Genomic DNA, 26,500 nt, shown 5'->3' on the forward strand with positions numbered 1-26,500 from the left:
GCGGAAATCGAAATCGCCAGCTATAATATTGCCTCTTTCGGGGTCGTTAGCTCAGCTGGTAGAGCAGCGGACTTTTAATCCGTTGGTCGCAGGTTCGAATCCCGCACGGCCTACCACGAATTCGCAGTAAGCAAATGAAGCAGTTGCGAGCGATCGCTACTGCTTTTTTTGATCGTTTTACCTTGGGTCGTTAGCTCAGCTGGTAGAGCAGCGGACTTTTAATCCGTTGGTCGCAGGTTCGAATCCCGCACGGCCTACCAAGATTCATCAAAAAAGCCCACAAGTTCGCTTGTGGGCTTTTTGCCATCTGCCCCGTCCCCCGCTGCCTTTGCTAATGAAACAATGATGGGCCTTGGAGCGACCTTCCTCATCGTCACGGGGACGAAGCCACCGCAAAGAAACGCCTGCCTCATTGTCGAAGCGTGATGATGGATGCGATACATGCTGCAAGTTAAGCAGGCCGCAACAGATTCCGTTCCTCGTGTGCCGCGTTGGTGTGGCGCGCCGCACCCGGCGTGGCGCAGATCAGACACCAAGCCGGCGCCGTCGGGCGCCGGCTTTTTTGGCCTAGATCTTGGCCCCGATCGAGAAGAACACCTGACGCGGCGCCCCCGTCAGCAAGGTCGCATAGGTGCCGTTCGGATCGGACTTGAGGAAACCGTTCGATCCGATGGTGCTGATGTATTGCTTGTCGAACAGGTTATTCACGTGCAGCTGGAACGTGACATCCTTGAGGCGCCACACCGACTGCAGCTTGTAGCCTGCCGACATCGACGCCAACAGGTAGGAATCGACGCCCGCATCGTTGAGAAAGGTGTAGTAGCGCTTGCCCGTATGCTTGACGCCAACCCGCCCGAACACATTCTTGTTTTCGTAATTGAGTTCGGAGGTGAGCATGGTGCGCGGCGTATCGACGACCTGCTTGCCGGCGGCCTTGATAAGCACCCCGTTGTCCATATAGTTCGACTTGTAGGTCGAGTCGTTATAGGTCACCGAATTGAACCACGAAAAATCCTTGCTCATTTTCCACATGGCACTCGCCTCCATGCCGGTGGTGAGCACCTTGCCCACGTTGACCAGGGTACTCGGGCAGCCCGCAATGCCGCTGCACGTGGCCACGCTGAGCTGGCGATCGCTGAAGTCGGCGCGATACACCGCCACCGAGCCTTGCAGCGTATTGCGCCGGAAGCGGTAGCCAAGGTCGACCGAGGTCGAGGTTTCCGGCTTGAGGTTGGCCTTGCCCAGATCGAATGCCGCCTGGGTCTGGGAAAACGGCCCCGCCGCGCCCGGCTGGTAGGCGCGCATGTTCTTCGACGCCGATCCGAAGATTTCGTCATCCTTGTTCAAGGCATAGATCGCGCCGGCCTGGGGCAAGAAGCTTTTCTCGGCCGTGATCGAACCGGCTGCCCGCGTGCCGAGCACGCTGGTCGCGTCGATGGTCACCTTGGGGCTCTTGAAGCCGGCATTCACCTTGAAGCGGCCATCGGCCAGCGAGATCGTGTCTTGCAGGTAGAACTGGCGCGTGCTGGTATCGAAGGACTGGAAAAATGCGCGCGAGCTGGGAGCGGTGAGGAAACGGCCGGTATCTTCCGGACCGCCTACCGCGTAGAAATTGCGCGAAAAATCGTGGGCATTGGTCTCGCTCCACATGCCAGCCTTGAGCGCATGCATGCCGCGCTCCCAGCTCAGGTCCAGCACCACGCCGCGCCGGTGGATATCGTACTCGGAAGCGCGGATCGAAATCGGCACCGTGGCCGAGGATGCCGCATACGGCGTGTACCAGTGGCCCTGCCCCTGGTGGTTATGGGTGTAGAGCGTGCCCTTGAACCCGAAGCCGGCACCGAAGTCGAGGTCCAGCACCAGCGAGCCGAGGCCGTCCTTGCGCAGGCCGCGCCCGAGGAAATAGGCGTCATCCTTGGTGGTGACGCCGCCGCTGTAGACGCCGCGCGCAGCCGCCACGGCACGCTCCCAGTCCGGCGCATAGTAGTCGAAATCGTAGCCCACCTTCGGCAGCATGGCGAGCGACAGATCCTGGTAGTCGCGCTCGATGCGGTCGGAATAGTTATAAAAGCCGCTCAGGGAATGGTCGCCGATCGGTTGCTGGAAGCGGAAATTGAACTGTTCCTGGTCGTGCGAACCCTCGCCCTTCCATTTGCCGGCGCGCTGGCGCGTACCGCTCAGGTAAAACTTGCCGCCGCCGGGCAGCTCGCCCGTATCGACGCGCGCGAAGGTGCGCGAGGTATCGTTGGCGCCAAAGGTCTGGACCACGGCGGTGCCGAATTCGTCGTGCGGCTCCTGCATCACGAACTGCACCGTCCCGCCCAGGTTGCTGGTCGATGCCGTTCCGAGCGCACCGGCGCCCTGCGAGAGCGACACCCGGACCACGTTTTCGGACGACACCGCGCGCGTGACCTGCAAACCGTTGTTGTTACCGTAGCTCATGTCGCCCAGCGGGACATTGTCAAGCGTGAACCCGAGTTGGCTCTGGCTGAAGCCGCGCACGTTGAAGCGCACCGACCATTCGTAGATGCCGAAGGAATCGGCGGCCTGGAAGCTCACGCCCGGCAAGCGTTCGAGCGCCTTGAGCGGACTGGTGCCCGGCAAGAGCTTGCTCAATTCGATGCGCGAAATATTCTGGACCTGGCGGCTTTGGCCCCGCCCGAAGGTTTCAACCAGAACAGCGGCGGGAGCCGAGGCCAGCGGCGGTGCCGGCTGCACCGGCGCCGGCACGGCCTCGGCCGCGGGCTGCTCCGGCAGCGGGGCCGGATCGGGGCCGGCGGCGGCGTAGGCGAAGCAGGACACGGCCTGCATGACGAGAAGACAGAGTGGCTTGAGCGTTGGCTGCATATGATTCTCCCTGGTGATGCGAATGAGATTTCTTGTATCGGTAACAACATTCCCTGACGCTGCTGCTCGCGTGTCGCTGAGCCGGACTTTGGCCCACATGCAAGTCGCATGCGTACATACTGCGCCGGCGAATCCATGTGATGGGGCTATCCGCTGGATATATTTGCTTTACAGGAATAAATGTCGCAAAAATGTTACCGAGCAGATGGTGGCGGAGCACAATTTTGCATTTTTGCCGTCAAAATCTTGAAGATTTAACAATGTCTTATCACATCACTCATCAAATTTCCGGTCTACAACGTTGATCTAAAAGGGGATTATCGGGACCATATTCCCTGCTGAAGCATCGCCGTCAGGGAGCACCAATTTGCCTCATCGTTAAAGTTGTTGCGCCGGGCATACGCGCACAGCCGCATTACATGCGGATGGGCAAAGTTGGGGTACTCTTGGGGACAGGTGTCGATGGAGGCGGGGAACTATATGGCGGAATTGGACGAGCGAGCGCAGCGCCTGACTGTGAAACTGGTCTACTACGGCCCCGCTATGTCCGGCAAGACGAGTAATCTGACGCGCCTGCACGATTTGCTGACGGCCGACCTGGTGGGCGACATGATGCTGCTCGAAACCGAAGGCGACCGAACCTTGTTTTTCGACTTGCTGCCTTTCGGTTTCACCGCGCCATCCGGCCTGCTCGTCAAATTCAAGCTGTTTACCGTACCCGGACAGGTTGCGCACAATGGCACGCGCAAGGCGGTGCTCTCGCGTGCGGACGGCGCCGTGTTCGTGGCCGACTCCCAGCGTAACCAGGCAATCAACAATGGCGCATCGTTCGACAACCTGATCGCCAATACCGCGACCGTCGGGATCGATGTGGCCGGCTTTCCGCTGGTGGTGCAGTACAACAAGCGCGACTTGCCCGATATTCTGTCCGAGGAAGAGATCGCGCAACGCTGGAGCAAGGCGCCCTGGCCAGTGCTGCTGGCCAGCGCGCTGCAGGGCGACGGGGTGAGGGAAACGTTTTCGGCCTTGCTCAAGCTGGTCTATGTGCGGCTCGACGTCCAGTTCGCGCTGCTGGTCGAGCATGGCTTGACGCAAGACGCGTTCATCGAAGCGGCCGGAGGAGCGGCGCGGTGAACGAAATCCTACCCGCCTTCGACCGCCAAGTCACCTTGCGCGAGATGATGCGCAACGTCCCGACGAGCGCGCTGGAAACGGCGATGGGGCACAGCGTCGGCCGTGCCTGGCGCATCGACGGCGCCGACGGCGGGCTGGTGCACGCAGGCGCGCTGGCGATCGACGGCCCCGTCTGCACCGTCGCGCTGGTGGTCGACATCGAGGTCGTCGGCACCTTGTCGGCGCCGGCCGACCGGCAAGCCTGGCTGGCGCCGGCGGGCAAATGGATCGAACTGCTGCTGGGCGCATCGAACCGTTACCGGATGGCCGCCGACCTGCATCTGGAGACGGTGATGGCGGATCACCGCGAGCTCATGGACAAGCACGCCGCGCTGGGCGAATCCGAGGCGCGCTACCGCGCCCTGAGCGCGCAGCTCGAGGCGCGCGTGCACGAACAAGTGGGCCTGATCGAGCAGAGCCAGCGTCGCATGTACCAGGCCGAGAAGATGGCCTCGATCGGTAGCCTGGCCGCCGGCATGGCGCACGAAATCAACAACCCGATCGGTTTCATCAGGAGCAATCTGAGCACCGCCAAGGACTACGTCGCCGAACTTGGCCAGGCCATCGCGGCCCAGCCCCTGGCGCCGGCCGAGGCGAAACAGCTGGCCTATATCGTCGCCGATTTTCCCAACTTGCTGGACGAATCGATCGCCGGCGCCGACCGGGTGTCGCGCATCATCGCGGACTTGAAGGCGTACGCGCATTGCGAGCCGGCCCAGTTTGCCGCCATCGATCCGAACGATGCGCTGCGCGCGGCCGTCAGGATGCTGGGCGAACTGCCGGCCGGGGTGCGGCTCGATACGCAGCTCGGTTTGCTGCCGCAAGTCAGTTGCGACCGCGACGGCCTGACCCGGGTGGTGCTGGCCTTGCTGCTCAACGCGCGCACGGCCATGCGCGAGCGCCAGGGCGTGATCCGGCTCGCCAGCGCCGCCGGCGACGGCGAGCTGCTGGTCTCGGTGTGCGACCAGGGCTGCGGGATCGAGGAGGCGGTGCTTCCCCGCATCTTCGACCCCTTCTTCACCACCCATGGCGTGGGCGGCGGGATAGGGCTCGGCTTGACGGTGGCCGCGGACGTCGTGCGCGCCCACAGCGGGCATATCGCGGTGCGCTCGACGCCGGGCGGCGGCAGCACCTTCGATGTGCACCTACCGCTGCAGGCCGGCGACCGCGCATGAGCTACGGGCATTTGTTCACCGGCGCCGCCGAGGGCGACAGCAGTGCGGCGCCGGTGCGCGCCTACCGCATCTTGCTGGTCGACGACGAGCCGAACGTGCTGTCGGCCTTGCGCCGGGTGTTTCGCCAGGAAAATTACGAGATCGTTACCAGCGGCAATCCGCGCGAGGCGCTGGCGCTGCTCAAGGCCGACACCTTCCACCTGATCATCAGCGATTTCATGATGCCGGGCATGGACGGCGGTGAATTGCTGCGCCAGGCGCGCCAGATCGAACCGGACATGATCCGCATCATGCTCACCGGCCATGCCGACGTCAACGCGGTGGTCGGGGCGGTGAAGACCGGCGCGGTCTACAAGTTCATCCTCAAGCCGTGGAACGACGACGACCTGCGCGTGACGGTTGCGCTGGCGCTCGAACGCCAGGAACTCAACCGCAGCAACAAGGTCCTGATCCAGGAAAACGCGCGCAAGTCGCAGGAAATCGAGCAGATGGCCAAGTTTTCGGCCGGCAACCGCAGCCGGCTGGCCACCGTGCTGCATCGCCACGGCAAACTCAATCTGGGGCAAGTGCAGGAGCTGATCCGCATCCAGCAGCAGGCCCAGAAGCTGCAGGCGGTGTTGAAGGAAATCGTCGAGCGCGGCTGGGTGCAGGAAAAGGTCGTGCACGACTTGCTGGCTGCCGAGCTGTTGATCCAGCAGGTGAGCGTCGACGAAATGGCGATCGACGTGGCGGTAGCCGCGCTGGTGCCGGCCGCCTTGTGCCAGCGCCACTTGATCATTCCCCTGCGCATCGACGACAAGCGCCTGACGGTCGCGATGGCCGACCCGCTCGACGAAGGCTTGCTGCACGATTTGCGTTTCGTGACCGGCCTGGAAATTACGCCCGTGCTCGCGCCGATGTCGTCCATCCTGGCCAAGATCGCCATCGTCTACAACACCGGGCGCGACGACCTGACCGACCTCGAAGCGGCGTTCGGCTCGACCGATCCGTACGAAGGGGTGGAAATTGTCATCGAAGACGACGGCTTGGGGCAGTCGCTCGAAGAGCTGTTGCGCGGCACGGACGAGCCGCCCGCGATCCGGCTGGTCAACGCGATCCTGCTCGAGGCGATCAACCTGGGCGCGTCCGACATCCACATCCAGCCGCGCACCAAGAACGTGATGGTGCGCCTGCGGGTTGATGGCGTGCTGATCGACAAGATGCAGATTCCGCACAATATGCACCAGTCGATCGTTTCGCGCATCAAGATCATGGGCGAGATGGATATTTCCGAGCGCAGGCGGCCACAGGACGGACGCCTGGCGGTCAAGACCCCGCAGCGGGTGGTCGACCTGCGGATCTCGACGCTGCCCACGATCAACGGCGAAAAAATCGTCATGCGCATTCTCGACCGCAACGCGGCCGTGCTGCGCCTCGATGGCATCGGTTTCAATCCGATGGACCTGGCCAAGGTGCGCAACGCCAGCGACAAGCCGCAGGGCATCGTCCTGGCGACGGGCCCGACCGGCAGCGGCAAGACCACCACGCTCTACAGCCTGCTCCAGAGCAGCGCCACGTCGGAAAAAAACTACATCACGATCGAGGACCCGGTCGAGTACTACCTCGACTCGGCGGGGCAAGTGGTGGTGCGCGAAAAAATCGGCCTGACCTTCCCCCTGGTGCTGCGCGCCATCCTGCGCCAGGATCCGGACGTCTTGCTGATCGGCGAGATCCGCGATTTTGAAACGGCCGAGGTGGCATTTCACGCGGCGCTGACCGGCCACCAGGTGTATTCGACCCTGCACACCAATTCGGCGATCGCCACCATTTCGCGCCTGTTCGACCTCGGTTTGAAGCCGTTCGTGATCGCCACGGCGCTCGAAGCGGTCATTGCCCAGCGCCTGGTGCGCAAGGTGTGCGAACGCTGCCGCGCAGCGGCGCCGGCCGAGCCGGACTTGCTGCAGCGCCTCGGCGGCAGTTTCGCCGCCCAGCCGTTCCAAGCCTTTTGCGGCGCCGGATGCGAAGTTTGCCACGGCAGCGGTTACAAGGGCCGCCTCGGCCTGTATGAAGTGCTCGCTCCCGACACGCACATGCGGCACCTGATCGCGTCCCAGGTCGCCATCACGGAAATCACGCAGTACGCTATCACCCAGGGATTCATGACCTTGCGCGACGACGCGTTCATCAAGGTGCGCGACGGCTTGACGACGCCCGATGAGGTGTTCCGGGTGCTGGGGCCGGAGTGAGCCGGGCAGGCGCATACTTGCCATCGGCGGCGCTGGCTGCCGTTCGGAACCGCCACCATATGCAGCGGCATCGGCAGCGGGCTCGGCAGAGTATGCCGCTCCCGATCGAGCTTCCCGGCTGTCAACCCGAAGCACCCGCACGATCGCTGCGAACGATGTCGGAAGGCGTCGCGCACCAACTTTTACATGCTTACCATGTCATCTCGCCCTTGCTGACCTTGGCGCCGATATCCAGGGCCAGGCCCGGCGGCGCGTCAGGATACGCCGTTTTCATGCGTGCAATCACGTCGGCGCTGTTGCCGCTCGCTGCCAGCGTTTTTTCGTAGCTCTTGAGGTAGTCCCGGGTGTAGGCGATGCTGCTCTCGTCCAGTTGCGTACCCGCCTTCATATGCCCCGGAATGACGATGGCCGGCTTGAGCGCAGCCATCTCGTCGAGCTGGGCGCTCCACGCGCTGCGCTGGGCCGCCGTTGGCGCGTCGGCCATCCACAAATGCAGGTTGCCGAACACGCCGAGCGCGCCGGTGATCGTCCTGGTCGACGCAATCCAGACGTACGGCCGATGCGCCAGCACGCCTTGCGTGCCGCGCACTTCCACCGCCTGGCCATCCACGGTCAGGGTCATGTTCTGCAGCGCCGTGGGCAGGCTTGGGGCGGCCGGTGCGTTGGCACCCATCTTGGGCGTCCAGAAGGCCAGCTTGGCCGCCATCTTTTCCTTGATCTTCTCGATCACCTGCGGCGTGGCGACCACTTGCGCCTTGGGAAAAATCTGCTTGAGCGTGTCGACGCCGAAGTAGTAATCGGGATCTGCCTGGCTGACCAGGATGGTCTTGAGCTGCTTGCCGCTGTCGAGCACGTTGGCGGCGATGCGCAGCGCGTCGGCGCGCGTAAAGCCGGCGTCGATCACCATGGCTTCGGTCTCGCCATAAATCAGCGTCGAATTGACGTTGAAGCTGGCGCCATCGGCGTTGTAGACCTTGGTTTGCAGGGCGGGCGCGGCCAGGGCGTTGGTAAAGACCAGCGTGAGGGCGGCGGCAAGGGCGGTGGTGCGAAACATACTGACTCCGATAAAGTTGTTTTAAGGAAGCCTGCAGTGTAGTGAGGTCTTTCGTCCGGATAAACGGGTTAAACTGCGCATGACTGTTTCATGGAATAGACAAATGGATCGAATCACGGCAATGCGCGTCTTCGTCGAGGTGGCCGGCAGCGGCAGCTTCAGCGCCAGCGCGGACAAGCTCGACATGTCGCGGGCGATGGTGACGCGCTACGTATCCGAAATGGAAAAGTGGCTGGGCACGCGCCTGCTCCAGCGCACCACGCGCCGCGTGACGCTCACCGATGCCGGCGAAACCTGCTTGCGGCGCAGCCAGCAAATGCTGTCGCTGAGCGAGAATATGGAAGAGGAAACCGCCAGCAGCGGCGAACTGCGCGGCCTGTTGCGCGTCACCTGCAGCCTGTCCTTCGGGCATGCGCAACTGGCGCAGGCGCTGGTGCGCTTCACGGCGCGCCATCCGCGCCTGAAAATCGATCTGAATCTGAACGAAGGCGCGCTCAATCTGGTCGAGGCACGGATCGACCTGGCGATCCGCATCAGCGGCGAACCGTCACCCTTGCTCATTGCGCGCCCGCTGGCGCAGTGCGATTCGCTGCTGGTGGCCGCGCCCGTTTACCTGGCCGCGCATGGCGCGCCAGCCACGCCGCAGGAACTGGAACAACATCGCTGCCTCAGCCACGCCAACGTGGGGCGCAGCATCTGGTCGTTCGCGCGCGATGAGGAAGCGGTCCAGGTCGGCGTGGTCAGCTATTTCAGCGCCAACGATGCAACCGCCCTGCTGGCGTCGGCCCTGGCCGGCGGCGGCATCGCCATGTTGCCGACCTATCTGGTGAACCCGGTGGTGGCCAGCGGGGAGCTGGTGCGCGTACTGCCGCAGTGGCGCGTGCCGGCCATGACGATTTATGCGATTTATCCATCGCGCCGGCAATTGTCGCCGGCGGTACGCGCGCTACTTGATTTTCTGGTCGAGCACTTTGCCGTGTTGCCGTGGTAACGAAGCGGCGTTCGCCAGTGTCACCACGGTGTCAATCGCCAGAAAACAACGCTTTCCTACCCTTCGAGATCGGTGGGAATGCCGAACTCGTCATGTTGACCGCGCCGCAAAGCTGGTTTGGTGAGCACCCGCAAGGACACGCTGATATGCACGGCGTTGTCCGCCAGATACTCGGCTGCGCCTCCCGTGCCCAGCATGGCTTGCAAGATAATGCCGACCTCAACTTTTTGCGCCGTGAGGGTATCGCCGCGCCCGATCACGCGCAGAGGACGTGACTCGGGCCGCAGCGGGGCGGCCATGGCCGTGGCCACCGCAACAGGGTCGTTACTGGCCTGAACAGTTCTGTTCAGTACCGCATCATCGAGTTCAGCGAATATTTTCATTCTGGGATACTAAGGTTGATCTTACATGTGGTCGGTTCGCCAACACGCACAGATAAAGGTCGCGAACGGGCATTGTATCTTATACATCTTCCTTAAATAAATGCAACTGAACAGTGCAGTCAGGCCAACTTTGTTGCCCTAATGCGCTATCATGGCTTTAAGAAACCCGGAGCAGCTCATCCATTTGAGCACAAAAAACGCCATGCAAATACCAAAAAGAGTGTTCCAGCTTGCGAAACAACCCGCACTGTCGGGTTTTCACGTCCTTGCCACGAAAACCCTGGCCGAAGCCGAGGCCAGCCTGGACAAGGCCCTGAAAGGCGCCGCCCGCCCCGACGAGCGCCTGATGATGAATGCACGCCAGGCCTTGCGCGAGCAAGGCAACTTCCTGTTGACGCGCATGCAACACCACTTTGCCAATTACCTCGAACGCGCCATGCACACCATGTACATGGACACGCGCGCCAGCCTGGACGAGATCAGTGCGGACAACCTGACCCTCATCGAGGATGACGTCGTGACGCGGCAAATCGAGATCGACCGGCTGGTGATGCGCCTGCGCGACGCCGACCAGCCCAGCCTCGGGCGCCTGAACATGATGATTGCCCAGTTACACGGCGACGGCGAGGTGCGCGAACGCGAAAACCCGTTCCGCCCGTATTTGCTGGCCCGTTCGCTGCACGAAGCCCTGCGCGAAGCGGTCAAGGACGAGGCCCAATCCAAAGCCTTGTTCGATACACTGTCGGTCGCAATGGAGCATTGCCTGCAAGGATACTACGTTGCAATAGAAGAAGTATTCAAATCGCGCGGAATTTCAAGCAAGCTGACCGCCCGGCCGAGTGCGCTCACGCGCGCCCAGCGTGACCGGCTTGCCTGGCAAAAGGCCGCCGAGCAGCTCATCGCCCGCGTGGCGGCGGGTGGGCGCGCGGACAGCCAGCCGGCGCAGCAGGGCCAGGCGGCACCGCCCAAGCAGTCGCGCATACTGCCTGAATTACAACGCATGATGCAGCAACAGCGCCATGTCACGGCCGGCGCCCCGGCGCAGCCGCACGCGCCCGATTTGCAGGAAATGGTCTGGAATGTCTTTAACCAGCCGAAGGCGGCGCGCCCGCCGCGCCATGCCGACGCCCGGGCCCCTGCCGCGGACGGCCAGCCCGGCAGCACCCTCGACGCGCGCTTAAAACAAATGCAACAGGCAAAGCCGGCCGGCGCTGCCAGGGGTGCGTCCGCGCCCGCGCCGCTCGACCTGCGCGCCCAGCTGGCCGATGCCGCCAGCAGCGAGCCGGACCGGGTTACCATCGACCTGGTGAGTCTGCTGTTCGAATCCATCGTGCACGACGAGCAATTGCCCGAAGGCGTACGCCAGCAGCTTGGCCGCCTGCATGTGCCGTTTTTGCGCGCCGCCATGCTCGACCCATCGATGCTGCACGACGCCCAGCATCCGGCGCGCCGCCTGCTCGACCGGATCGGCACCGTCGCCACCGGCATCACGCCGGACATGGCGTGCTACCCGGCGCTGGAAGACGAGATCGACACGGTCCTGGACGGCGTGCTGGAGCGCTTTGACACCGACATGACGACATTTGCCGACGGCCAGCGCAAGCTCGACCAGTTCGTCTCGACCCTGCTGCCGCGCGGCGACGTCGGTCTGGCGCGCTGCATCGCCGCCCTCGGCGATGTCGAAGCGAGCAGCGCCCGCCGCAGCGACGCCGCCACCGACCTGGGTGCCCTGCTCGATCCGCTCGATGTCGATCCGCGCATCGGCAATTTCGTCACCGATATGTGGAGCCGCGTACTGGTCCATCCGGGCAGCGACGCGCCCTCCAGCCAGGCGATGCTGGCCGAGCTCGTATGGAGCGCGCAGGAAAAAAGTACAGTCGAGGAGCGTGCCCAGATGGTGCGCATGCTGCCCAGCCTGGTCAAACGGGTACGCGAAGGATTGGCCGCGATCGGCCTGGGAGAGACCGTCTCCAAAGCCGCGCTCGACCAGCTCGTGATGGTCCACATGGATGTGCTGGGCAACCGCCAGCCGGCCTCGGCAAAGGCCATGGATCTGGACCAGCTGCGCGCGCACTTCGCTGCTTTCGACGGGGCGCGCGAAGCGGGCCAGGATGCGGTCAGCATCGGCCACGCCCAGCTCGAAGCGGCGCTGGAGCAGCGCGGCATCCGCGCCGAGCTGTACACCGATGGCGGCAAGAGCGCCGCGCGCGCCGACGACGAGCAGGAATGGCTGGGCATGGCGCTGCCGGGCGCCGGCTTCGAGATTGCCGTGGATGGCCGCTACGTGCCGGCGCGCCTGAATGCGGTCAGCCCGCGCGGCAGCCTGTATCTGTTCTCGGTCAAGGGCCAGGCGGCGCCGTCCACCTTCACCCGCGATGCCCTGCTGGCGGCGATGCAGTCCGAAACCTTGCGCACGGTGGAACACGCGCCCGTGTTCGAGCGCGCGGTTGAGTCCCTGATGGCCGGCGCCGAAGCGCTGGCCGGCCACTAGTCACATTTTTACAGCTGACGTGCGGCGAAGGTATCGCACGAGGCGACCTTGCCCTCGTCGAGGCCGCGCTTGAACCAGCGCGCACGCTGCTCCGAGCTGCCGTGGGTAAATGAATCGGGCACGACATGGCCTTGCGACTGGCGCTGCAAGGCATCGTCGCCGATGGCCGTTGCCGCTTTCAGTGCGGCATCGACGTCGCCCTGCTCCAGAATCGCGCGCGACTGGTTGGCGTGGAAAGCCCAAACCCCGGCAAAACAGTCAGCCTGCAATTCCAGGCGCACCGACATCGCGTTCGCCTGTTTTTCCGTGCCACGCTGGCGCGCCTGGTCGACCTTGTCGGTCAAGCCCATCGAATGCTGCACGTGGTGCCCGATTTCGTGGGCAATCACGTAGGCCTGGGCAAACTCGCCCTCGACCTTGAAGCGCTCTTCCATCAGCTGGAAAAAACTCATGTCCAGATACACCTTGCGGTCGGCCGGGCAATAAAACGGCCCGGTCGCGCTTTGCCCGGCGCCGCAAGCGGTCTGGGTGCGGCCGGAAAACAATTGCAAGGCCGGCTTCTGGTAAGTGCCGCCCTGTTCGCGGAACAAGGCCGTCCAGACGTCTTCCGTATCGGCCAGCACCACGCGCACGAATTTGGAACCGCGGTCGTTGGCCGGCACGCCCGGCGCCTGGCCCTGGCGCTGTTCCTGCTGCACCGGCACCGCGCCCCCGCCGCCACTCATGATATTGAGAATGGTCATCGGATTGATGCCGAAGATCCAGCCGCCCACCAGCGCGATCACGATCGTGCCGATGCCGACCGAGCGTCCGCCGAAGCCAAACCCGTCACCGCCTCCGCCGCCGCCCGAACCGCGCACATCTTCCACGTTGTCGCTTTCGCGATTACCTTCCCATTTCATGTTCTGCTCCACAATGCATTTTGTTAATCTTATAATGACTTTACGCTGAAAGCCAATTTCCTGGCGCACACAGTAACCTTCGCGCCGCATTGTCGCGACAACCTGACCTGCCTGCCACCCATGCCAGAAGCATCCACCCACTTTCTCATGATCGGCGCCGCCCTCAGCGCCGCCGCCGCCGCGCTGCACATTGCCTGCATTGCCGGCGGCCCCGCCTGGTACCGCGCCCTGGGTGCGGGCGAAAAGATGGCGCAACTGGCCGAATCGGGCTCGTCGTATCCGGCCATCGTCACCTCCGGCATTTGCGTCGTGCTGACGGTCTGGGCGGCGTATGCCCTGTCGGGCGCCGGCGTGCTGCCGCGCCTGCCGTTGCTGCGCATTATCCTGTGCGCCATCACCGCCGTCTACGTGCTGCGCGGCCTGGCCTTTGTGCCGATGATGATCATGATGCCCGGCCGCAGCATGGTCTTCTGGGGCTGGAGCTCGGCCATCTGCATGACGATTGGCATTGTCCACGTGCTCGGCCTGCGCCAGGCCTGGGCCTCGCTGTGAACCCGGCTCCGTGAAAGTGCTGCCGGCATGATCGATATCCTGGTGCGCGTGCTGCTCATGCCGCCGATGAGCCTGATCGTGCTGATCCTGGCCGGCTACGCGCTGCGGCGGCGCTGGCCGCGCTGCGGGCGCGCCGCCAGCGGGGTGGGATGGGCGGCGCTGCTGGTGCTGTCGACCAATGCCGGCTCGCTGCTGCTGGTGCGCCCGCTCGAAGCACTCACGGCGCCGCTGGCCGACGCCCGTGCCAGCGGCGCCCAGGCCATCGTGGTGCTGGCCGCCGGCAATGTGCATGCCGCGCCCGAATACGGCGCCGATATTCCCGACGACGTGGCCCTGGTGCGCCTGCGCTACGCGGCCCGCCTGCAGCACGCCACCGGCCTGCCGCTGCTGGTAAGCGGAGGCAATGGCGAGCCCGACAAGGGCATTCCGCCCAAGGCCAGCACCATGGCGCGCGCGCTGCGCGACGATTTCCGCACCGCCGTCACCTGGACCGAGGAGCGCTCGGCCGACACCACCCAGAACGCCGCCTACAGCGCCGCCATCCTCAAGGCGGCCGGCATACGGCGCGTGCTGCTGGTCACGCACGCCATGCACATGCCGCGCGCCGAGCGCGCCTTTGTGGCGGCCGGCCTGGACGTGGTACCGGCGCCGACCATGTTCTATGCGCGCAGCACGCTCTCGCCACTGATGTTCGTGCCCGGCTGGAGCGGCATGTTCCGCTCGTATTACGCCACCCACGAATGGATCGGGCTGGCGTGGCAGCGCATTAACTGTACGGACTGCTGACCGGACCGCTATGCGCAGTGCCGGCCGGCCTGTCGCGCGCGCGCTCGACCAGCCCGCCCAGCATGTCCAGCGGCAGCGGAAAGACGATCGTGGTGCTCTTGTCGCTGGCCAGGGTGCCCAGCGTTTGCAGATAGCGCAGCTGCATCGCGCCCTGCTGCTGAGACAGCACATTGGCCGCCTGCATCAATTTTTCCGACGCCTGCAGTTCCCCCTCCGCATGGATGACCTTGGCGCGCCGCTCGCGTTCCGCCTCCGCCTGGCGGGCAATGGCGCGCACCATCGATTCGTCCAGGTCGACGTGCTTGATCTCGACATTGGCCACCTTGATGCCCCAGGCGTCGGTCTGGGCGTCGAGCACTTGCTGGATATCGATGTTGAGCCGTTCGCGCTCGGCCAGCATGTCGTCGAGCTCATGCTTGCCCAGCACCGAACGCAAGGTCGTCTGCGCCAGCTGGCTGGTCGCTTCGAGAAAATTGGCCACCTGGATAATGGCGCGTTCGGGATCGATCACGCGGAAATACAGCACGGCGTTGACCTTGACCGACACGTTGTCGCGCGAAATCACGTCCTGCTTGGGCACGTCGAGCACGATGGTGCGCAGGTCCACCCGCACCATTTGCTGCAGCACGGGAATGAGCAGGATCAGCCCTGGTCCCTTGACCGACCAGAAGCGCCCCAGCTGGAACACCACACCCCGTTCGTACTCGCGCAGGATGCGCACCGACATCGCCAGCAGTACCAGCAGGAGGAATACCAGCGTGCCAATACCGAACCCGAGTCCATTGATCATCGTTATTCTCCTTGTTTGACATCGTTGACGGGGACGACGTCCAGCCGCGCCCCCTTGCGCGCCAGCACCCGCACCGTCTGCCCGGGCCGCAGCGCGGCGCTGCTGGCCACGCGCCAGGTTTCGCCGTTGACGTTGGCCCAGGTATCGGTCCCGCTCGTGCCGATGACCTCGGCAAGACTGCCGAGCAGCGCGTTCGGTCCGCCGGCCGCGGCGCGCCGGCGCGTCTTGAGCGCCACCCCGGCCATGCCCGCCAGCAGCAGCGCGCTGACGATGGCTAGCGGCACCACCACGCCGGCCGGCACGCCGTATCCGGGCAGGTCGGTATCGATCAGGATCAGCGCGCCGGCCACGAAGGCCACCATGCCGCCCAAGCCGAGCACGCCGAAGCTGGGCAGGAACGCCTCCCCCACCATGAAGGCGAGGCCCAACAGGATCAGGCCGAGTCCGGCGTAGTTGAGAGGGAGCAGGTGCAGCCCGTACAGGCCCAGCAGCAGACACAACCCGCCCACCACGCCGGGCGCGACCGCGCCGGGACTCATGAATTCGAACAGCAGCCCGTAAATGCCGATGCTCATCAGGATCAGGGCGACCGACGGATCGGAGATCACGGCCAGCAGCCGCGTGCGCCAGTCGGGATCGGCGTGGTGAAGCGTAGCGCCGCGCGTGCGCAGGGTCACGGCGTCCGTTACGGCGTCCGTTACGGTGCCCGGTACGGCGTCCGTTACGGCGCCCGTTACGGCACCTGCGCGCAGCGCGACCTGCCTGCCGTCGACCTGCGCCAGCAGCGCCGCCACATCGGCGGCCACATGGTCGATCACGCGCGCGTTCAGGGCGTCGGCCGCCGGCAGGCTGAGCGCTTCGCGCACCGAGCGCTCGGCCCAGTCCGCGTTGCGCCCGCGCAGTTCGGCCAGCGCGCGGATGTAGGCGGCGGCGTCGTTGATCTGTTTGCGCTCCATGGGCATGGAGGCACGCGGATCGGCCTTGCCGGCGCGCCCGGCGGGACCATCTTTGGTGGTGTTCTTGCTTTTGCCGCCGCGCTCGCCGCTGCCAGGGCCCGGCAGCGCGTCATCGCTCCCTGAGCCCGGACCGCCCAGTTGCACGGGCGTGGCGGCGCCCAGGTTGGTGCCGGGCGCCATGGCGGCGATGTGGCTGGCCATCAGGATGAAGGTGCCGGCGCTGGCCGCGCGCGCGCCAGAAGGCGCCACGTAGACGGCCACCGGCAGGCGCGCACCGAGAATGGCCTTGACCACCGCGCGCATGGATGTGTCGAGCCCGCCCGGCGTATCGAGCGCGATAACGACCAGCTGGTGACGGTGTTGGGCGGCGCGCTCGATGCCGCGTGCCACGTAGTCGGCCGTGGCGGGGCCAATGGCGCCGTTCACCGTGAGCACGGTGACCTCCGCCGGCGCGGCGGCGGCCGGCGGCCACATGAGCAGCAAAAGAAAGGTGGCGCACGCGACCATCACGCGCGGCAGGGACAGCAGCCCTGCTCCAGCCTCGGCATCCGCAACGGCAAACCAAGCATGCGTCATGCGCTTCATCGCTCCCCCGGCATGGGACCCCGTGTCCCGCCTTACCTGGGGTTAGAAACCGGACAAGCGCTTTGGTTCCGTGTTTCGATTGCCCCGGCTAGACCAGCAGCGCGGCGCTCATCGATTTGACTTCGTCGGCCGACTCGTCGAGGATCGATTGCAGGGTATCGTTGTCGATGACAAAGTCGAGCACCGAATCGGCATGCTCGGGCAGCGGCTCTTCCGGCACGCCCAGCGGCGAGCGCACGGGGGCGAACTGATTGGCCAGCAACAGGGTGTCGAGCAGGGTGCTCGGCGGCATGGTGAGCCAGCCATCGCGCAGGGCCAAAATGGCCTGGGTGACGGTCTCGGGAATGGCAAGTTTTTTCAGCACTTCGCGGCTGACCACTTCCTCGCACAACTCCGCCCATTTTTCGGGATCGTCGTCGAGCAGGCCGGGGAATTCATCGGCGCGCGAGAGCAGGTAAAAGCCGCCCACCTCGTGCACGATGGCCGCGAACATGGCGGTATCGGGATTGATGAAGGTAACGCGCCGCGCCAGCACCTGGGCCAGCGCCGCCACGTGGGCCGTATGCTCCCACAATTGCCCGGCCTTGGCGCGCAGCACCGGATCGACGATGCGCATGCCGAACTGGCGCACCACGAGGCTGGCGACCAGGGTTTGCAAGCTGCGGTAGCCCACCCGCATGACCGCCGCGCGCACATTCGTGATCGGGGTGTCGCCATTGCGGTTGAAAGCGGCCGAGTTGGCCAGCGCGACGGTGCGCGCGGCCAGTTGCGGCTCGCCCAGCACCAGCTTGATGGCGTCTTCAATATGGCAATCGGGATTGTCGAGTGCGAGTTGCAGGCGCAAGGCGGCATTCACGCTGGTGGGGAGAGTGATTTCCCCGCGTGCGGCTTGCGCGGCAATATATCCAAAGGCTTCTAGTCTGTTCACAGGAAAATTATACCTTGGGCAGGGTCTGGCGCCATGGATTGCAGCGACAAAGCCCCGAACAGTGCGGCAATGCAACACAATCGCATCGTCGCACCGCACGGGGCCGCTGTTTTCCGCCAGCCGCCCCGGGTTTGCCGGGCCGGCCTGGGTAGTGCAAGAGCTTGGCTTACTTGACCTTGATCGCGCTCTTGACGGAAGTAACGCCTTCGACGCTCTTGGCCAGGCGCACGGCTTTCTCGGCATCGGCTTTGGAATCGACGAAGCCGCTCAGCATGACAACGCCTTTTTCGGTTTCCACGTGGATTGCCATCGATTTCAGCTCAGGTTCCTTGAAGATGTCGGCCTTTACCTTGGTGGTGATCAGCGAATCGGCCATCACGGCGCCCGATTTGTCGGCTGCGCGGTCGGTCTTGTTGGCCATGTTGTCGGCGGCGCGCTCGGTTTTGTCGGCCAGGGTGTCGATCGCACGCTCGGTCTTGGCAGCCATGGTGGCGCCGGCGGCACGGGTCTTGTCGGCGGCATTGTCGACCGCGTTGGCGGTGCGCCGGGCGGCGCTGTCGGCCGCCATTTCGGTACGGTTGGCCACGGCGCCGGTGGTGGTCGTGGTGTTCATGTCCGCCGTGCGCTTGTTGTTATCGACCAGGCAGCCGGTATTCGGGCTGCCTGCTACCTGGGCGCATTTGTCCACGGCCGCCGACTTGGTGGCATCGGTGGTGGTGGTGCGGGTAACCGGGCTCATGGTATCGGTGGTGCCGGTGCTGGCGACCTGCAGGTTGCGGTCGGCCTTGACGTCGGCCAGCGCGGCGGTGTGGACCGCGCGGGCGTTGCTCATGCAGCTGTCTTTTTCGGCGCCGGTGGTGTCGGCGCACTTGATCTTGGCCAGCGAGTAGTCGGCGTTAGCCAGTTCGGTGCGGGCCTTGGTGCGGCCTTTGAGGGTGTTGTTGTAATCGGTCAACGCAGCCAGGTCGGCGCGGGCGCGCACGACTTTCGCTTCTTCCATGCACAGGCTGCGGGCGTTGCCGCTCATGTCCTTGCACTGCGCCGAGGCTGCCTTGTAGTCGGCGGCGGCCTTTTGCGTCATCGTGCGGTAGGTCGCGGTATCGGGCTTGGCGGGCGTCTCGGCGGCATTGGCGCTGGCGAAAGCGGCACTGAGGGCGGTGGCAAGCAATGTGGCGACGATAGGTTTCATGGTGAGGTCCCTTAAATGTATGGTTGTTGGTAGACGGATTTAACATCCTAACCACTCGCAACATCTGTGCGACAACGTACATACGAACGCAAAAGGACTATCGATATCTGTTTAATCGCTCATCGGCCTGGGCAAAAAGATTCTCGTTGGCATCTTGCGGCCCTTCGGCGAGGGCGCGTTCGAGCAGGGCTATGGTGTCGTGCTTGGGTTCGCGAAAACGCGTGCGCACGCGCAGCATTTCGTTGACCAGGGCCGTGTAGCGCTCGGGATGGTAGCGCGCGATCCAGGCGACCGAGGTCATGTCGGCGTAGGCTTCCTCGGTGCGCACGCGGCGCGTGAACCAGTCGCGCAGCGGGCCGATCCAGGCCACCACCGGCAGCAATTTTTCGTTATGCGGATAGCCGTTCAGGCGGCGGTGGCAATGGCCCACTTCATGCATCGCCGCGCCCGCCAGGAAGGTGTCGAGCAGCTCGGGGTTGATCATGGAACTGAGCTTGTCGGCGGTCGGATTATTGCTGGCCGAAACGACCAAAGTGCAGCGGCCGTTTTCGCTGGCCAGCCCGACCGGCGTATGGCCGGGCAAGCCGTTGCCGTCCACCACTTCCAGATCGATCGGCATGCCTTGCGCGCGGCCATACGCGACCGCCTCGGTGGCGGCGGCGATCCATTGGGCTTCGGTGGCGGGAGCGGCGGCCGATGCCGCCGGGCCGGCCAGCGCCAGCAGCACGGCGGCGCACAGCTTATTCATCGTTGAGCAATCCGGCTTGCCACATCGTCACGGCGTCGTCGAAGGGGCTGGCGCCGCGGCCGAAACCGTCGGCATTCTTCGCCAGGCGCACCCAGGTGCGGGTATCGTGGCCGCTGCGTTCGACCGGCACGGCGTCGCGCAGGGTGGACAGCCAGGCATACACGCGGCCGTATTGCGCAGGGTGCTGGCGCTGTACCCAGGCCAGCGCCACCAGATCGGCAAAGCCTTCTTCGCGGCGCATTTCGCGCATGGCTTTCGATTCGGCCAGCATCTGCCCGTCGTGCGCATGTTCGTCGCCGGTTTCTACGAAGCCGGCCGGCAGCGCGTGCCACACGCCCTGCACGTAACGCCAGCAATGGCCGATTTCGTGGGCGGCCATGGTTTCGATCAGCAGCGCGCGTTCGGCTTCCGGCACGCTGTGCAGGATTTTCTCGGCATCGGGATTGCCGCGCAGCGACAGCACCAGCTTGCAGCGGCCGTCGACAAAGCCCATCGCTAGCGGCACATCGCCGGGGCCGGCTTTTGGTTGCACAGTGATATCTATTGGCAAGTTCATACGTTGCGAATACGCCAACACGGGAGCGGCGGCCTTCAACCAGCGCGTTTCCAGCTCGGTCAGGTTGGCGCCAGCAGTGGCGGCAGCAGGAATAAGGGCGAGCAGGGCAGTCAAAAGGTGCTTTAACATGGCGTTTCCTCAGGAGGTCTATAAATGCCTAAGAGCAATAATATAGACCTCCGGGACGCTTTGGGAAAAATATCTTTCCTTGTGGAAAATTCTCAACATAGCGCTATGTCAAGCTAGCGCCAACGCAAACAATCAGAAGGTTTCCCACGCGTCTGCAACAACTTCGGCGCGCTTGCCGGCGCCGGCACCCTGTCCGTGCCCGCGCGCCGGTGCCGCCGCCGGGGCACGCGCCAGCGCCCTGCTCTTGTGCGCCGGTCTGGCTGGCGCCGCAGCCTTGACCCGCGCCGCCGGAGCCGCCACGCGCGCGGCGCCTTCGGCCAGCACGAACACGCCCACCACCTGCGTCAGCGAAGCCGCCTCGTCATTGAGCGACGAGGCCGCGGCCGCAGCCTGCTCCACCAGCGCCGCATTCTGCTGGGTCGCCTGGTCCATCTGCCCGATCGCCAGGTTCACCTGCTCGATGCCGGCCGTCTGTTCCTGGCTGGCCAGGCTGATTTCGGCCATGATGTCGGTCACCCGTTTAACGCTGGAGACGATCTCCTGCATCGTGCTGCCGGCCTGGTCGACCAGGCGCGCGCCGGCGTCGACCCGATCGACCGAATTGCCGATCAGCGTCTTGATCTCTTGCGCCGCCGCGGCCGAGCGCTGGGCCAGGTTGCGCACTTCGGCAGCAACCACGGCAAAGCCGCGTCCCTGCTCGCCTGCGCGCGCCGCTTCCACCGCCGCATTCAGGGCCAGGATATTGGTCTGGAAGGCAATGCTGTCGATCACGCCAATGATATCGACGATCTTTTTTGAGGACTCGTTGATCGAGGCCATCGTATCGACCACCTGCGACACCACCGCGCCGCCCTTGACCGCCACCTCGGAAGCCGACAGCGCCAGCACGTTCGCCTGGCGCGCATTGTCGGCGTTCTGGCGCACGGTACTGGTCAGCTCTTCCATCGACGAGGCCGTCTCTTCCAGCGTACCGGCCTGGCTTTCGGTGCGCGCCGACAAGTCCAGGTTGCCGGCTGCGATCTCGGACGAGGCGGTCGTGATGGTCGCCGTGCCGGCCCGTACCTGGGCCACGATCTCCACCAGGCTGTCGCGCATGCCCTTCATGGCGAACAGCAGGCTGCTACGGTCGCCGTCCACGGTGTCGATCTCGACCGCCAGATTGCCGGCGGCGATGCTGGCCACGACATTGGCCGCGTACTCGGGCTGGCCGCCGAGCTGGCGCAGCAGGCCGCGGCTGATAAACCAGGCCGCCAGCGAGCCGACCGCGATTGCAATCGCGCTCAGCAGCGTCATCCACAGCAGGAAGGAACTGGCCAGGTGGGAAGCCTTGTCGGCCTGCACACCGGTCATCTTTTCTTCCAGGTCGATCAGGCGGTTGATGCTGGCCAGCCAGCCCACGAAGGCTGGCGCCGCCTGCTGTGCCAGCAAGGCGTTGGCCTCGGGCAGCTTGTCGGCCAGGCGCAGCGCGATCACGCTGGCGATCAGCGGTTGCGTCTTGCGTTCGCTCTCCTTGATGCCGGCCAGCGCGGCCTTTTCCTCGGCCGTGGTATCGCTGTGCTCGACGACGAGCGCGTCCAGCGGCGCGGCCGAGCGCGCATAGTTGTCGTTCAGTTGCCTGATCAGGTCCAGATGCGGCTGGGCGGCTGCGGCGTCGGCGGCCAGCACCACGTCGCGCAATGCGATGGCGCGGTCGTGCACGCTGCCACGGAAATTGATCGCGTAGCGCTGCTTGACGTTATTGACCTTGTTGATTTGATTCAGACTGTCTTCAATGCCGCCGACGCGCGAAATCGCCATCGCCGACAGCACCACGATCAGCAGGAACACCCCGCCAAAACCCACCGCCAGGCGGCGTCCTATCGTCATTCCGGATTTATTCATGTCTCGCTCGTGTAAGTTATATAAGTGCCATGTGGCAACATTTATAAAGACTAGCACGCGTTGGCGGCCACACATCGCCGCCGCTCAAATCCGAGCGGATGATCGCTTTGGGGAACAACAAAATCGGTGAAAACCACGCGAATGCGTGGTTTTCCTGTCTGTATACACCGGCATTATTGGCGTTTGCGCCATGCCGGCGCGTTCATTTCGCCTTCGCCAGCGCCGCCGCCGTGACGAACGCCGGGCGGATATCGTTCGGCACCGACTTCATCCTGTCGAGTGCCTTCTGCACATCCGGGCGGATCACCACGTATCTGGCCATCATCTCCTTGGCGCGCGCATAGTCGCCGGTGGCTTCGATGGTCAAAAATTCGCGGTTCAAGCCGATGACCGCCGGCTTGATCTTCTTGAAATCCACCGAGAACGTGCCGTCGCCGTGCGACACGAAGCCGCCTTGATCGAGCAGGTAATTGAGCTGGATCGCCATGCCGCGCGCGTGCGAATCGGTCAGGCCGAAATGCAGCGTGCGAAATGCCGACGCCAGGAAGGTGTTATACAGCTTGCGCTCGGCCAGCTCGCCCTGCCCCAGCGTATCTTTCAGCTGGCCCTTGTCCATCATGTACGCCAGCGCCCACAGGCCGGCCATGTCGGCCTTGGCTTCCTCGATGGTCGAATACGCGTCTTTCAGGTCCTGGCGCGGGGTCGACGGCTTGCCGTCCCGGGTGGTGCTGTGCGGACCGAGGCCATGGGTGATTTCGTGCGCCAGGATGTGCGTGAAGAAGGAATCGAAATCGAGATCCTTTTGCGCTTCCGGCCGCAGCACCAGTTTGGTGATTGGCGTCAGGGTCGATTTGAACTTCGCTTCCTGGATATTTTTCAGCATCACGCGCTTGGAACCGCGCTCGCTGATGATCCGCTCGTCGTTCGGCAGGTTATAGGCGGCCGTCTGCACGCCCATATTGCCGTCGCCGGCGCCATAGACCTGATTGACCACCACCATCGGCGCCAGCGCACCGACCTTGGGATTGCGGTACTGCTTGTCGAGCGGCAGATTGTCTTCCAGCTCCTGCATGTGCTTGCTGAAGAAATCGAGCTTCCGGGTTTCTTTCTCATCGCGGATATTCACGTACGCCTCGAACGCCGCCTTGTACCCGAACAGTTCATCGTTATACGTTTCGTACGGGCCGATGGTGATATCGACCGGGGAATCGAGATCCATCCACGCAAAATCGGAGGCCAGGTAATCGTTCGATAAGAACGCATCGGCGCGCAGGTTCAGGAATTTCTTGAGCGAGGCATTGTCGGTCGATGCCGCCGCTTCCCGCAACAGCGTGGCCAGTTTTTCCAGCTCGGCCTTGTATTCCTCGGCATAGGTGATGGTCTTGAATTTGCCTTCGGCGCCAGTGCGGATGGTGGTGAAGAACCACTGCGCCTGTTCCTTGTCCTTGGGCGCGAGCGCGTTCATCCACGCTTCCAGCGATGCCTTGGTTGCGCCTTCGGGGTAGAAATTGGCGCCTTCCGGCTTCTTGGCCGGGATGGTGATGCCGGCGTAGGTGGCGGGCATGAACGACTCGTTACCGTCGAGGATGGACCACGGGCCTTTGTTCAGCCAAAAATAATTCAGGCGCGCCTTGCCGAGGGCGCTCTTGTCCTTCTTGAGCGCGCTCCACAGGGCTTCGTTATGGGCCCAGCGCTGGCGCAGTTGCAAGGTGTCGATGACCTTGGCCGCGTCGATCAGTTTGACGATGGCGGCCTTGTCGCCTTTGGACAGGGCCGACGTATCGGCGCGCAGGTCGACCGGCGCGAAGCGCCTGGCCATCTGGTTCAGTTGGGCGACGCTGGCAGGCTGCTCGGCGGCGCCGCTGGCGCCTGCCAGCATCAGGAGAACGGGGAGAAGGAGTTTTTTCATGGGGCCTTGGCAAAAATAGGGGGGCAAGAACAGCATCCTGATTCTATCGCGCCCGCGCCCCGCCTTCCATACTCGTTTGCGACAGGACCGGCGTTCGGCCCTGCGCCATCTGAAGGAGTGAGCAAATGTATCTGATGTCGATCGGAGCCGGCGTGCTGGTAGGAATCATCTACGCACTGATCCAGGTGCGTTCGCCCGCCCCGCCTGCCATCGCGCTGCTGGGCCTGCTTGGAATGCTGATCGGCGAGCAAATGGTCCCGATCGCCAAGCGCGTCATCGCCGGCGAACCGTTGAGCATCGCGTGGTTCGCGTCCGAGTGCGCCCCCAAGATCACCGGCCTGCAAGCGCCCGCCAACGACAAGGAAAACGCATGAGCGCCTCCCTCATCCTGATCAACGGCCGCTTCCACACCACCGACCGTTCCAACCCGATCGCCAACGCGGTCGCCATCGCCGACGAACGCTTCATCGAGGTGGGCGACGTTGAAGACGTGATGCGCCACCGCAGCGCCAGCACCAAGATCATCGACCTGTCCGGCCGCACCGTCATCCCGGGCCTGAACGACTCGCACATGCACCTGATCCGCGGAGGCCTGAACTACAACCTGGAGCTGCGCTGGGAAGGCGTGCCCTCGCTGGCCGACGCCATGCGCATGCTGCGCGAACAGGCCGAACGCACGCCATCGCCGCAATGGGTGCGCGTGGTTGGCGGCTGGACCGAATTCCAGTTCGCCGAACGGCGCATGCCCACCATCGGGGAACTCAACGCCGCCGGCCCCGACACGCCGGTCTTCGTGCTGCACCTGTACGACCGCGCCCTGCTCAACCGCGCCGCGCTGCGGGCGGTCGGCTACACCCGCGACACGCCCAACCCGCCCGGCGGGGAAATCGTGCGCGACGCGGCCGGCAACCCGACCGGCATGCTGATCGCCCGTCCCAACGCGATGATCCTGTACGCCACCCTGGCCAAAGGCCCTGCCCTGCCGCTCGAACACCAGGTCAACTCGACGCGCCAGTTCATGCGCGAACTCAATCGCCTGGGCGTGACCAGCGTGATCGACGCCGGCGGCGGCTTCCAGAACTTCCCGGACGATTACGCCATCGTCGACCAGCTCGCGCGCGACGATCAGCTCACGGTGCGCATCGCCTACAACCTCTTCACGCAAAACAAGGGCGCCGAACTGCAGGACTTCCAGGCTTGGACCAACATGATCAAGCCGGGCGACGGCAGCGACTACTACCGCCACAACGGCGCCGGCGAAATGCTGGTGTTCTCGGCCGCCGACTTCGAGGACTTCCTCGAACCGCGTCCCGAACTGGCCGCCGGCATGGAAGACGAACTCGAAAAAGTCGTGCGCCACCTGGTCGAGCAGCGCTGGCCGTTCCGCCTGCACGCCACCTACGACGAATCGATCTCGCGCATGCTCGACGTGTTCGAAAAGGTCAATCGCGACATCCCCTTCGACGGCCTGCGCTGGATGTTCGATCACGCCGAAACCATCAGCCCGCGCAATATCGACCGCGTGCGCGCGCTCGGCGGGGGCATCGCGATCCAGCACCGCATGGCCTTCCAGGGCGAGTATTTCGTCGAACGCTACGGCGCCGAAGCGGCCCGCCACACCCCGCCCATCGCGCGCATGCTCGACGCCGGGGTGCCGGTCGGCGCCGGCACCGACGCCACCCGCGTGGCCAGCTACAACCCGTGGACCGCGCTGTACTGGCTGGTATCCGGCCGCACTGTCGGCGGCTTGCGCCTGTACGGCGCCGACCAGCAGATGCCGCGCGCCACCGCGCTCGAACTGTGGACCTCGGGCAGCGCCTGGTTCTCCAGCGAGCAGCACCAGAAGGGCCGCATCAAGGCGGGCCAGCTGGCCGACCTGGCGGTGCTGTCCGCCGACTTCTTCAGCGTGGCGGAAGACGACATCAAGGCGCTCGAATCGGTGCTCACCGTCGTCGGCGGCAAGGTGGTGTACGGCGCAGGCGACTTCGCTCCGCTGGCGCCGGCCCCGATTCCCGTGCTGCCCGACTGGTCGCCCGTGAAGACCTTCGGCGGCCATTACCGGCCAGCAGCAAGCCGCACGGCGCTGCCGCACCTGTGCGCCGGGTCCTGCGGCGTGCATGGCCACGCCCACGGCATCGCGCGAAAATCGACCATCCCGGTGGCCAGCCATACCGGGTTCTGGGGCGCGCTTGGCTGCAGCTGCTTCGCGTTCTGACCGGCCCAATTTTTCCAACCCAAGGAGTGCATTGC

21 protein-coding genes and 2 tRNA genes are annotated in these 26,500 nt (G+C 64.4%); 11 read left to right on the plus strand and 12 right to left on the minus strand.

The window, feature by feature from the left end:
* Positions 1-40 precede the first annotated feature (40 nt).
* Positions 41-116: transfer RNA gene (locus RBA40_RS20185), tRNA-Lys, on the plus strand.
* 68 nt (positions 117-184) lie between these two features.
* Positions 185-260: transfer RNA gene (locus tag RBA40_RS20190), tRNA-Lys, on the plus strand.
* 307 nt (positions 261-567) lie between these two features.
* Here RBA40_RS20190 and RBA40_RS20195 read toward each other — a convergent pair.
* Positions 568-2,847: a TonB-dependent receptor gene (locus RBA40_RS20195; RefSeq protein ID WP_306649539.1), complete on the minus strand. Its 2,280-nt coding sequence runs from the start codon at positions 2,845-2,847 to the stop codon at positions 568-570.
* Positions 2,848-3,327: 480 nt separating this feature from the next.
* Between RBA40_RS20195 and RBA40_RS20200 the strand changes: the two genes are divergently transcribed.
* Genes RBA40_RS20200 through RBA40_RS20210 form a run of 3 tightly spaced genes read left to right on the plus strand, consistent with a single transcriptional unit; the run spans position 3,328 to position 7,420 of the window.
* Entirely contained in the window at positions 3,328-3,981 is a 654-nt protein-coding gene (locus tag RBA40_RS20200) for a GTP-binding protein (protein WP_306649540.1), read from the plus strand.
* Positions 3,978-5,195 carry a sensor histidine kinase gene (locus RBA40_RS20205; RefSeq protein ID WP_306649541.1) on the plus strand — a complete coding sequence of 406 codons (1,218 nt, stop codon included), beginning with the start codon at positions 3,978-3,980 and terminating at the stop codon, positions 5,193-5,195. Before RBA40_RS20200 ends, RBA40_RS20205 begins: the two co-directional genes overlap by 4 nt.
* Complete coding sequence (locus RBA40_RS20210) at positions 5,192-7,420, plus strand: ATPase, T2SS/T4P/T4SS family (RefSeq protein WP_306649542.1); 2,229 nt, start codon at positions 5,192-5,194, stop codon at positions 7,418-7,420. Before RBA40_RS20205 ends, RBA40_RS20210 begins: the two co-directional genes overlap by 4 nt.
* Positions 7,421-7,610: 190 nt before the next feature.
* On the opposite strand, the gene RBA40_RS20215 is transcribed toward RBA40_RS20210, so the two are convergent.
* Positions 7,611-8,474 carry an MBL fold metallo-hydrolase gene (locus tag RBA40_RS20215; protein WP_306649543.1) on the minus strand — a complete coding sequence of 288 codons (864 nt, stop codon included), beginning with the start codon at positions 8,472-8,474 and terminating at the stop codon, positions 7,611-7,613.
* A 103-nt stretch (positions 8,475-8,577) separates the two neighbouring features.
* Here RBA40_RS20215 and RBA40_RS20220 point away from each other — a divergent pair, with 103 nt between their 5' ends.
* The gene (locus RBA40_RS20220) at positions 8,578-9,465 is read left to right on the plus strand and encodes a LysR family transcriptional regulator (RefSeq protein ID WP_306649544.1); all 888 of its coding nucleotides are present in this window, start codon (positions 8,578-8,580) and stop codon (positions 9,463-9,465) included.
* Between the two features lie 56 nt (positions 9,466-9,521).
* Here RBA40_RS20220 and RBA40_RS20225 read toward each other — a convergent pair whose 3' ends face one another.
* Entirely contained in the window at positions 9,522-9,848 is a 327-nt protein-coding gene (locus RBA40_RS20225) for a hypothetical protein (protein WP_306649545.1), read from the minus strand.
* A 202-nt stretch (positions 9,849-10,050) separates the two neighbouring features.
* On the opposite strand from RBA40_RS20225, the gene RBA40_RS20230 reads away from it, so the two are divergent.
* Positions 10,051-12,339, plus strand: coding sequence for a DUF1631 family protein (locus tag RBA40_RS20230; protein WP_306649546.1), 2,289 nt, complete (start codon positions 10,051-10,053; stop codon positions 12,337-12,339).
* Positions 12,340-12,347: 8 nt separating this feature from the next.
* Here the strand turns inward: RBA40_RS20230 and ypfJ are convergent, their stop codons facing one another.
* Positions 12,348-13,241, minus strand: a complete 894-nt coding sequence (gene ypfJ / locus RBA40_RS20235; RefSeq protein WP_306649547.1) for a KPN_02809 family neutral zinc metallopeptidase — start codon at positions 13,239-13,241, stop codon at positions 12,348-12,350.
* Positions 13,242-13,361: 120 nt separating this feature from the next.
* Here ypfJ and RBA40_RS20240 point away from each other — a divergent pair, with 120 nt between their 5' ends.
* Complete coding sequence (locus RBA40_RS20240) at positions 13,362-13,793, plus strand: hypothetical protein (protein ID WP_306649548.1); 432 nt, start codon at positions 13,362-13,364, stop codon at positions 13,791-13,793.
* Positions 13,794-13,820: 27 nt separating this feature from the next.
* Positions 13,821-14,579: a YdcF family protein gene (locus RBA40_RS20245; protein ID WP_306649549.1), complete on the plus strand. Its 759-nt coding sequence runs from the start codon at positions 13,821-13,823 to the stop codon at positions 14,577-14,579.
* On the opposite strand, the gene RBA40_RS20250 is transcribed toward RBA40_RS20245, so the two are convergent.
* The 8 genes from RBA40_RS20250 to RBA40_RS20285 form a co-directional block, all read right to left on the minus strand.
* Complete coding sequence (locus RBA40_RS20250) at positions 14,560-15,369, minus strand: slipin family protein (RefSeq protein WP_306624081.1); 810 nt, start codon at positions 15,367-15,369, stop codon at positions 14,560-14,562. The genes RBA40_RS20245 and RBA40_RS20250 overlap by 20 nt on opposite strands.
* Before the next feature lie 2 nt (positions 15,370-15,371).
* Positions 15,372-16,901, minus strand: a complete 1,530-nt coding sequence (locus tag RBA40_RS20255) for an NfeD family protein (RefSeq protein WP_306649550.1) — start codon at positions 16,899-16,901, stop codon at positions 15,372-15,374.
* 97 nt (positions 16,902-16,998) lie between these two features.
* A complete protein-coding gene (locus RBA40_RS20260) occupies positions 16,999-17,838 on the minus strand; it encodes an HDOD domain-containing protein (RefSeq protein WP_306649551.1) in 840 nt (279 codons plus the stop codon).
* A gap of 166 nt (positions 17,839-18,004) precedes the next feature.
* Entirely contained in the window at positions 18,005-19,027 is a 1,023-nt protein-coding gene (locus tag RBA40_RS20265; protein WP_306649552.1) for a BON domain-containing protein, read from the minus strand.
* Positions 19,028-19,124: 97 nt separating this feature from the next.
* Positions 19,125-19,775 carry a hypothetical protein gene (locus RBA40_RS20270; RefSeq protein WP_306649553.1) on the minus strand — a complete coding sequence of 217 codons (651 nt, stop codon included), beginning with the start codon at positions 19,773-19,775 and terminating at the stop codon, positions 19,125-19,127.
* Positions 19,768-20,460: a hypothetical protein gene (locus tag RBA40_RS20275; protein ID WP_306649554.1), complete on the minus strand. Its 693-nt coding sequence runs from the start codon at positions 20,458-20,460 to the stop codon at positions 19,768-19,770. The genes RBA40_RS20270 and RBA40_RS20275 overlap by 8 nt, the downstream gene beginning before the upstream one ends.
* A 132-nt stretch (positions 20,461-20,592) precedes the next feature.
* Positions 20,593-22,341 carry a methyl-accepting chemotaxis protein gene (locus RBA40_RS20280; protein WP_306649555.1) on the minus strand — a complete coding sequence of 583 codons (1,749 nt, stop codon included), beginning with the start codon at positions 22,339-22,341 and terminating at the stop codon, positions 20,593-20,595.
* 202 nt (positions 22,342-22,543) lie between these two features.
* Positions 22,544-24,250 carry a DUF8614 domain-containing protein gene (locus tag RBA40_RS20285; RefSeq protein ID WP_306649556.1) on the minus strand — a complete coding sequence of 569 codons (1,707 nt, stop codon included), beginning with the start codon at positions 24,248-24,250 and terminating at the stop codon, positions 22,544-22,546.
* A gap of 125 nt (positions 24,251-24,375) precedes the next feature.
* On the opposite strand from RBA40_RS20285, the gene RBA40_RS20290 reads away from it, so the two are divergent.
* Positions 24,376-24,624, plus strand: coding sequence for a DUF1427 family protein (locus RBA40_RS20290; RefSeq protein ID WP_306649557.1), 249 nt, complete (start codon positions 24,376-24,378; stop codon positions 24,622-24,624).
* Positions 24,621-26,465 (plus strand): amidohydrolase, encoded by a 1,845-nt coding sequence (locus RBA40_RS20295; RefSeq protein ID WP_306649558.1) that lies wholly within the window; start codon positions 24,621-24,623, stop codon positions 26,463-26,465. The genes RBA40_RS20290 and RBA40_RS20295 overlap by 4 nt, the downstream gene beginning before the upstream one ends.
* Positions 26,466-26,500: the final 35 nt, after the last annotated feature.

The organism is Massilia pseudoviolaceinigra, assembly GCF_030846505.1.
Taxonomy (GTDB): Bacteria; Pseudomonadota; Gammaproteobacteria; order Burkholderiales; family Burkholderiaceae_D; genus Telluria_A; species Telluria_A violaceinigra.

What these genes read in the sequence shown, in the direction of transcription:
- RBA40_RS20270 (WP_306649553.1), bottom strand. Translation starts at nt 19,775, where the DNA reads ATGAATAAGCTGTGCGCCGCCGTGCTGCTGGCGCTGGCCGGCCCGGCG.
- RBA40_RS20275 (WP_306649554.1), bottom strand. Translation starts at nt 20,460, where the DNA reads ATGTTAAAGCACCTTTTGACTGCCCTGCTCGCCCTTATTCCTGCTGCC.
- RBA40_RS20220 (WP_306649544.1), top strand. Translation starts at nt 8,578, where the DNA reads ATGGATCGAATCACGGCAATGCGCGTCTTCGTCGAGGTGGCCGGCAGC.
- ypfJ (WP_306649547.1), bottom strand. Translation starts at nt 13,241, where the DNA reads ATGAAATGGGAAGGTAATCGCGAAAGCGACAACGTGGAAGATGTGCGC.
- RBA40_RS20210 (WP_306649542.1), top strand. Translation starts at nt 5,192, where the DNA reads ATGAGCTACGGGCATTTGTTCACCGGCGCCGCCGAGGGCGACAGCAGT.
- RBA40_RS20280 (WP_306649555.1), bottom strand. Translation starts at nt 22,341, where the DNA reads ATGAATAAATCCGGAATGACGATAGGACGCCGCCTGGCGGTGGGTTTT.
- RBA40_RS20240 (WP_306649548.1), top strand. Translation starts at nt 13,362, where the DNA reads ATGCCAGAAGCATCCACCCACTTTCTCATGATCGGCGCCGCCCTCAGC.
- RBA40_RS20285 (WP_306649556.1), bottom strand. Translation starts at nt 24,250, where the DNA reads ATGAAAAAACTCCTTCTCCCCGTTCTCCTGATGCTGGCAGGCGCCAGC.
- RBA40_RS20215 (WP_306649543.1), bottom strand. Translation starts at nt 8,474, where the DNA reads ATGTTTCGCACCACCGCCCTTGCCGCCGCCCTCACGCTGGTCTTTACC.
- RBA40_RS20195 (WP_306649539.1), bottom strand. Translation starts at nt 2,847, where the DNA reads ATGCAGCCAACGCTCAAGCCACTCTGTCTTCTCGTCATGCAGGCCGTG.
- RBA40_RS20295 (WP_306649558.1), top strand. Translation starts at nt 24,621, where the DNA reads ATGAGCGCCTCCCTCATCCTGATCAACGGCCGCTTCCACACCACCGAC.
- RBA40_RS20255 (WP_306649550.1), bottom strand. Translation starts at nt 16,901, where the DNA reads ATGACGCATGCTTGGTTTGCCGTTGCGGATGCCGAGGCTGGAGCAGGG.
- RBA40_RS20225 (WP_306649545.1), bottom strand. Translation starts at nt 9,848, where the DNA reads ATGAAAATATTCGCTGAACTCGATGATGCGGTACTGAACAGAACTGTT.
- RBA40_RS20200 (WP_306649540.1), top strand. Translation starts at nt 3,328, where the DNA reads ATGGCGGAATTGGACGAGCGAGCGCAGCGCCTGACTGTGAAACTGGTC.
- RBA40_RS20250 (WP_306624081.1), bottom strand. Translation starts at nt 15,369, where the DNA reads ATGATCAATGGACTCGGGTTCGGTATTGGCACGCTGGTATTCCTCCTG.
- RBA40_RS20265 (WP_306649552.1), bottom strand. Translation starts at nt 19,027, where the DNA reads ATGAAACCTATCGTCGCCACATTGCTTGCCACCGCCCTCAGTGCCGCT.
- RBA40_RS20290 (WP_306649557.1), top strand. Translation starts at nt 24,376, where the DNA reads ATGTATCTGATGTCGATCGGAGCCGGCGTGCTGGTAGGAATCATCTAC.
- RBA40_RS20245 (WP_306649549.1), top strand. Translation starts at nt 13,821, where the DNA reads ATGATCGATATCCTGGTGCGCGTGCTGCTCATGCCGCCGATGAGCCTG.
- RBA40_RS20230 (WP_306649546.1), top strand. Translation starts at nt 10,051, where the DNA reads ATGCAAATACCAAAAAGAGTGTTCCAGCTTGCGAAACAACCCGCACTG.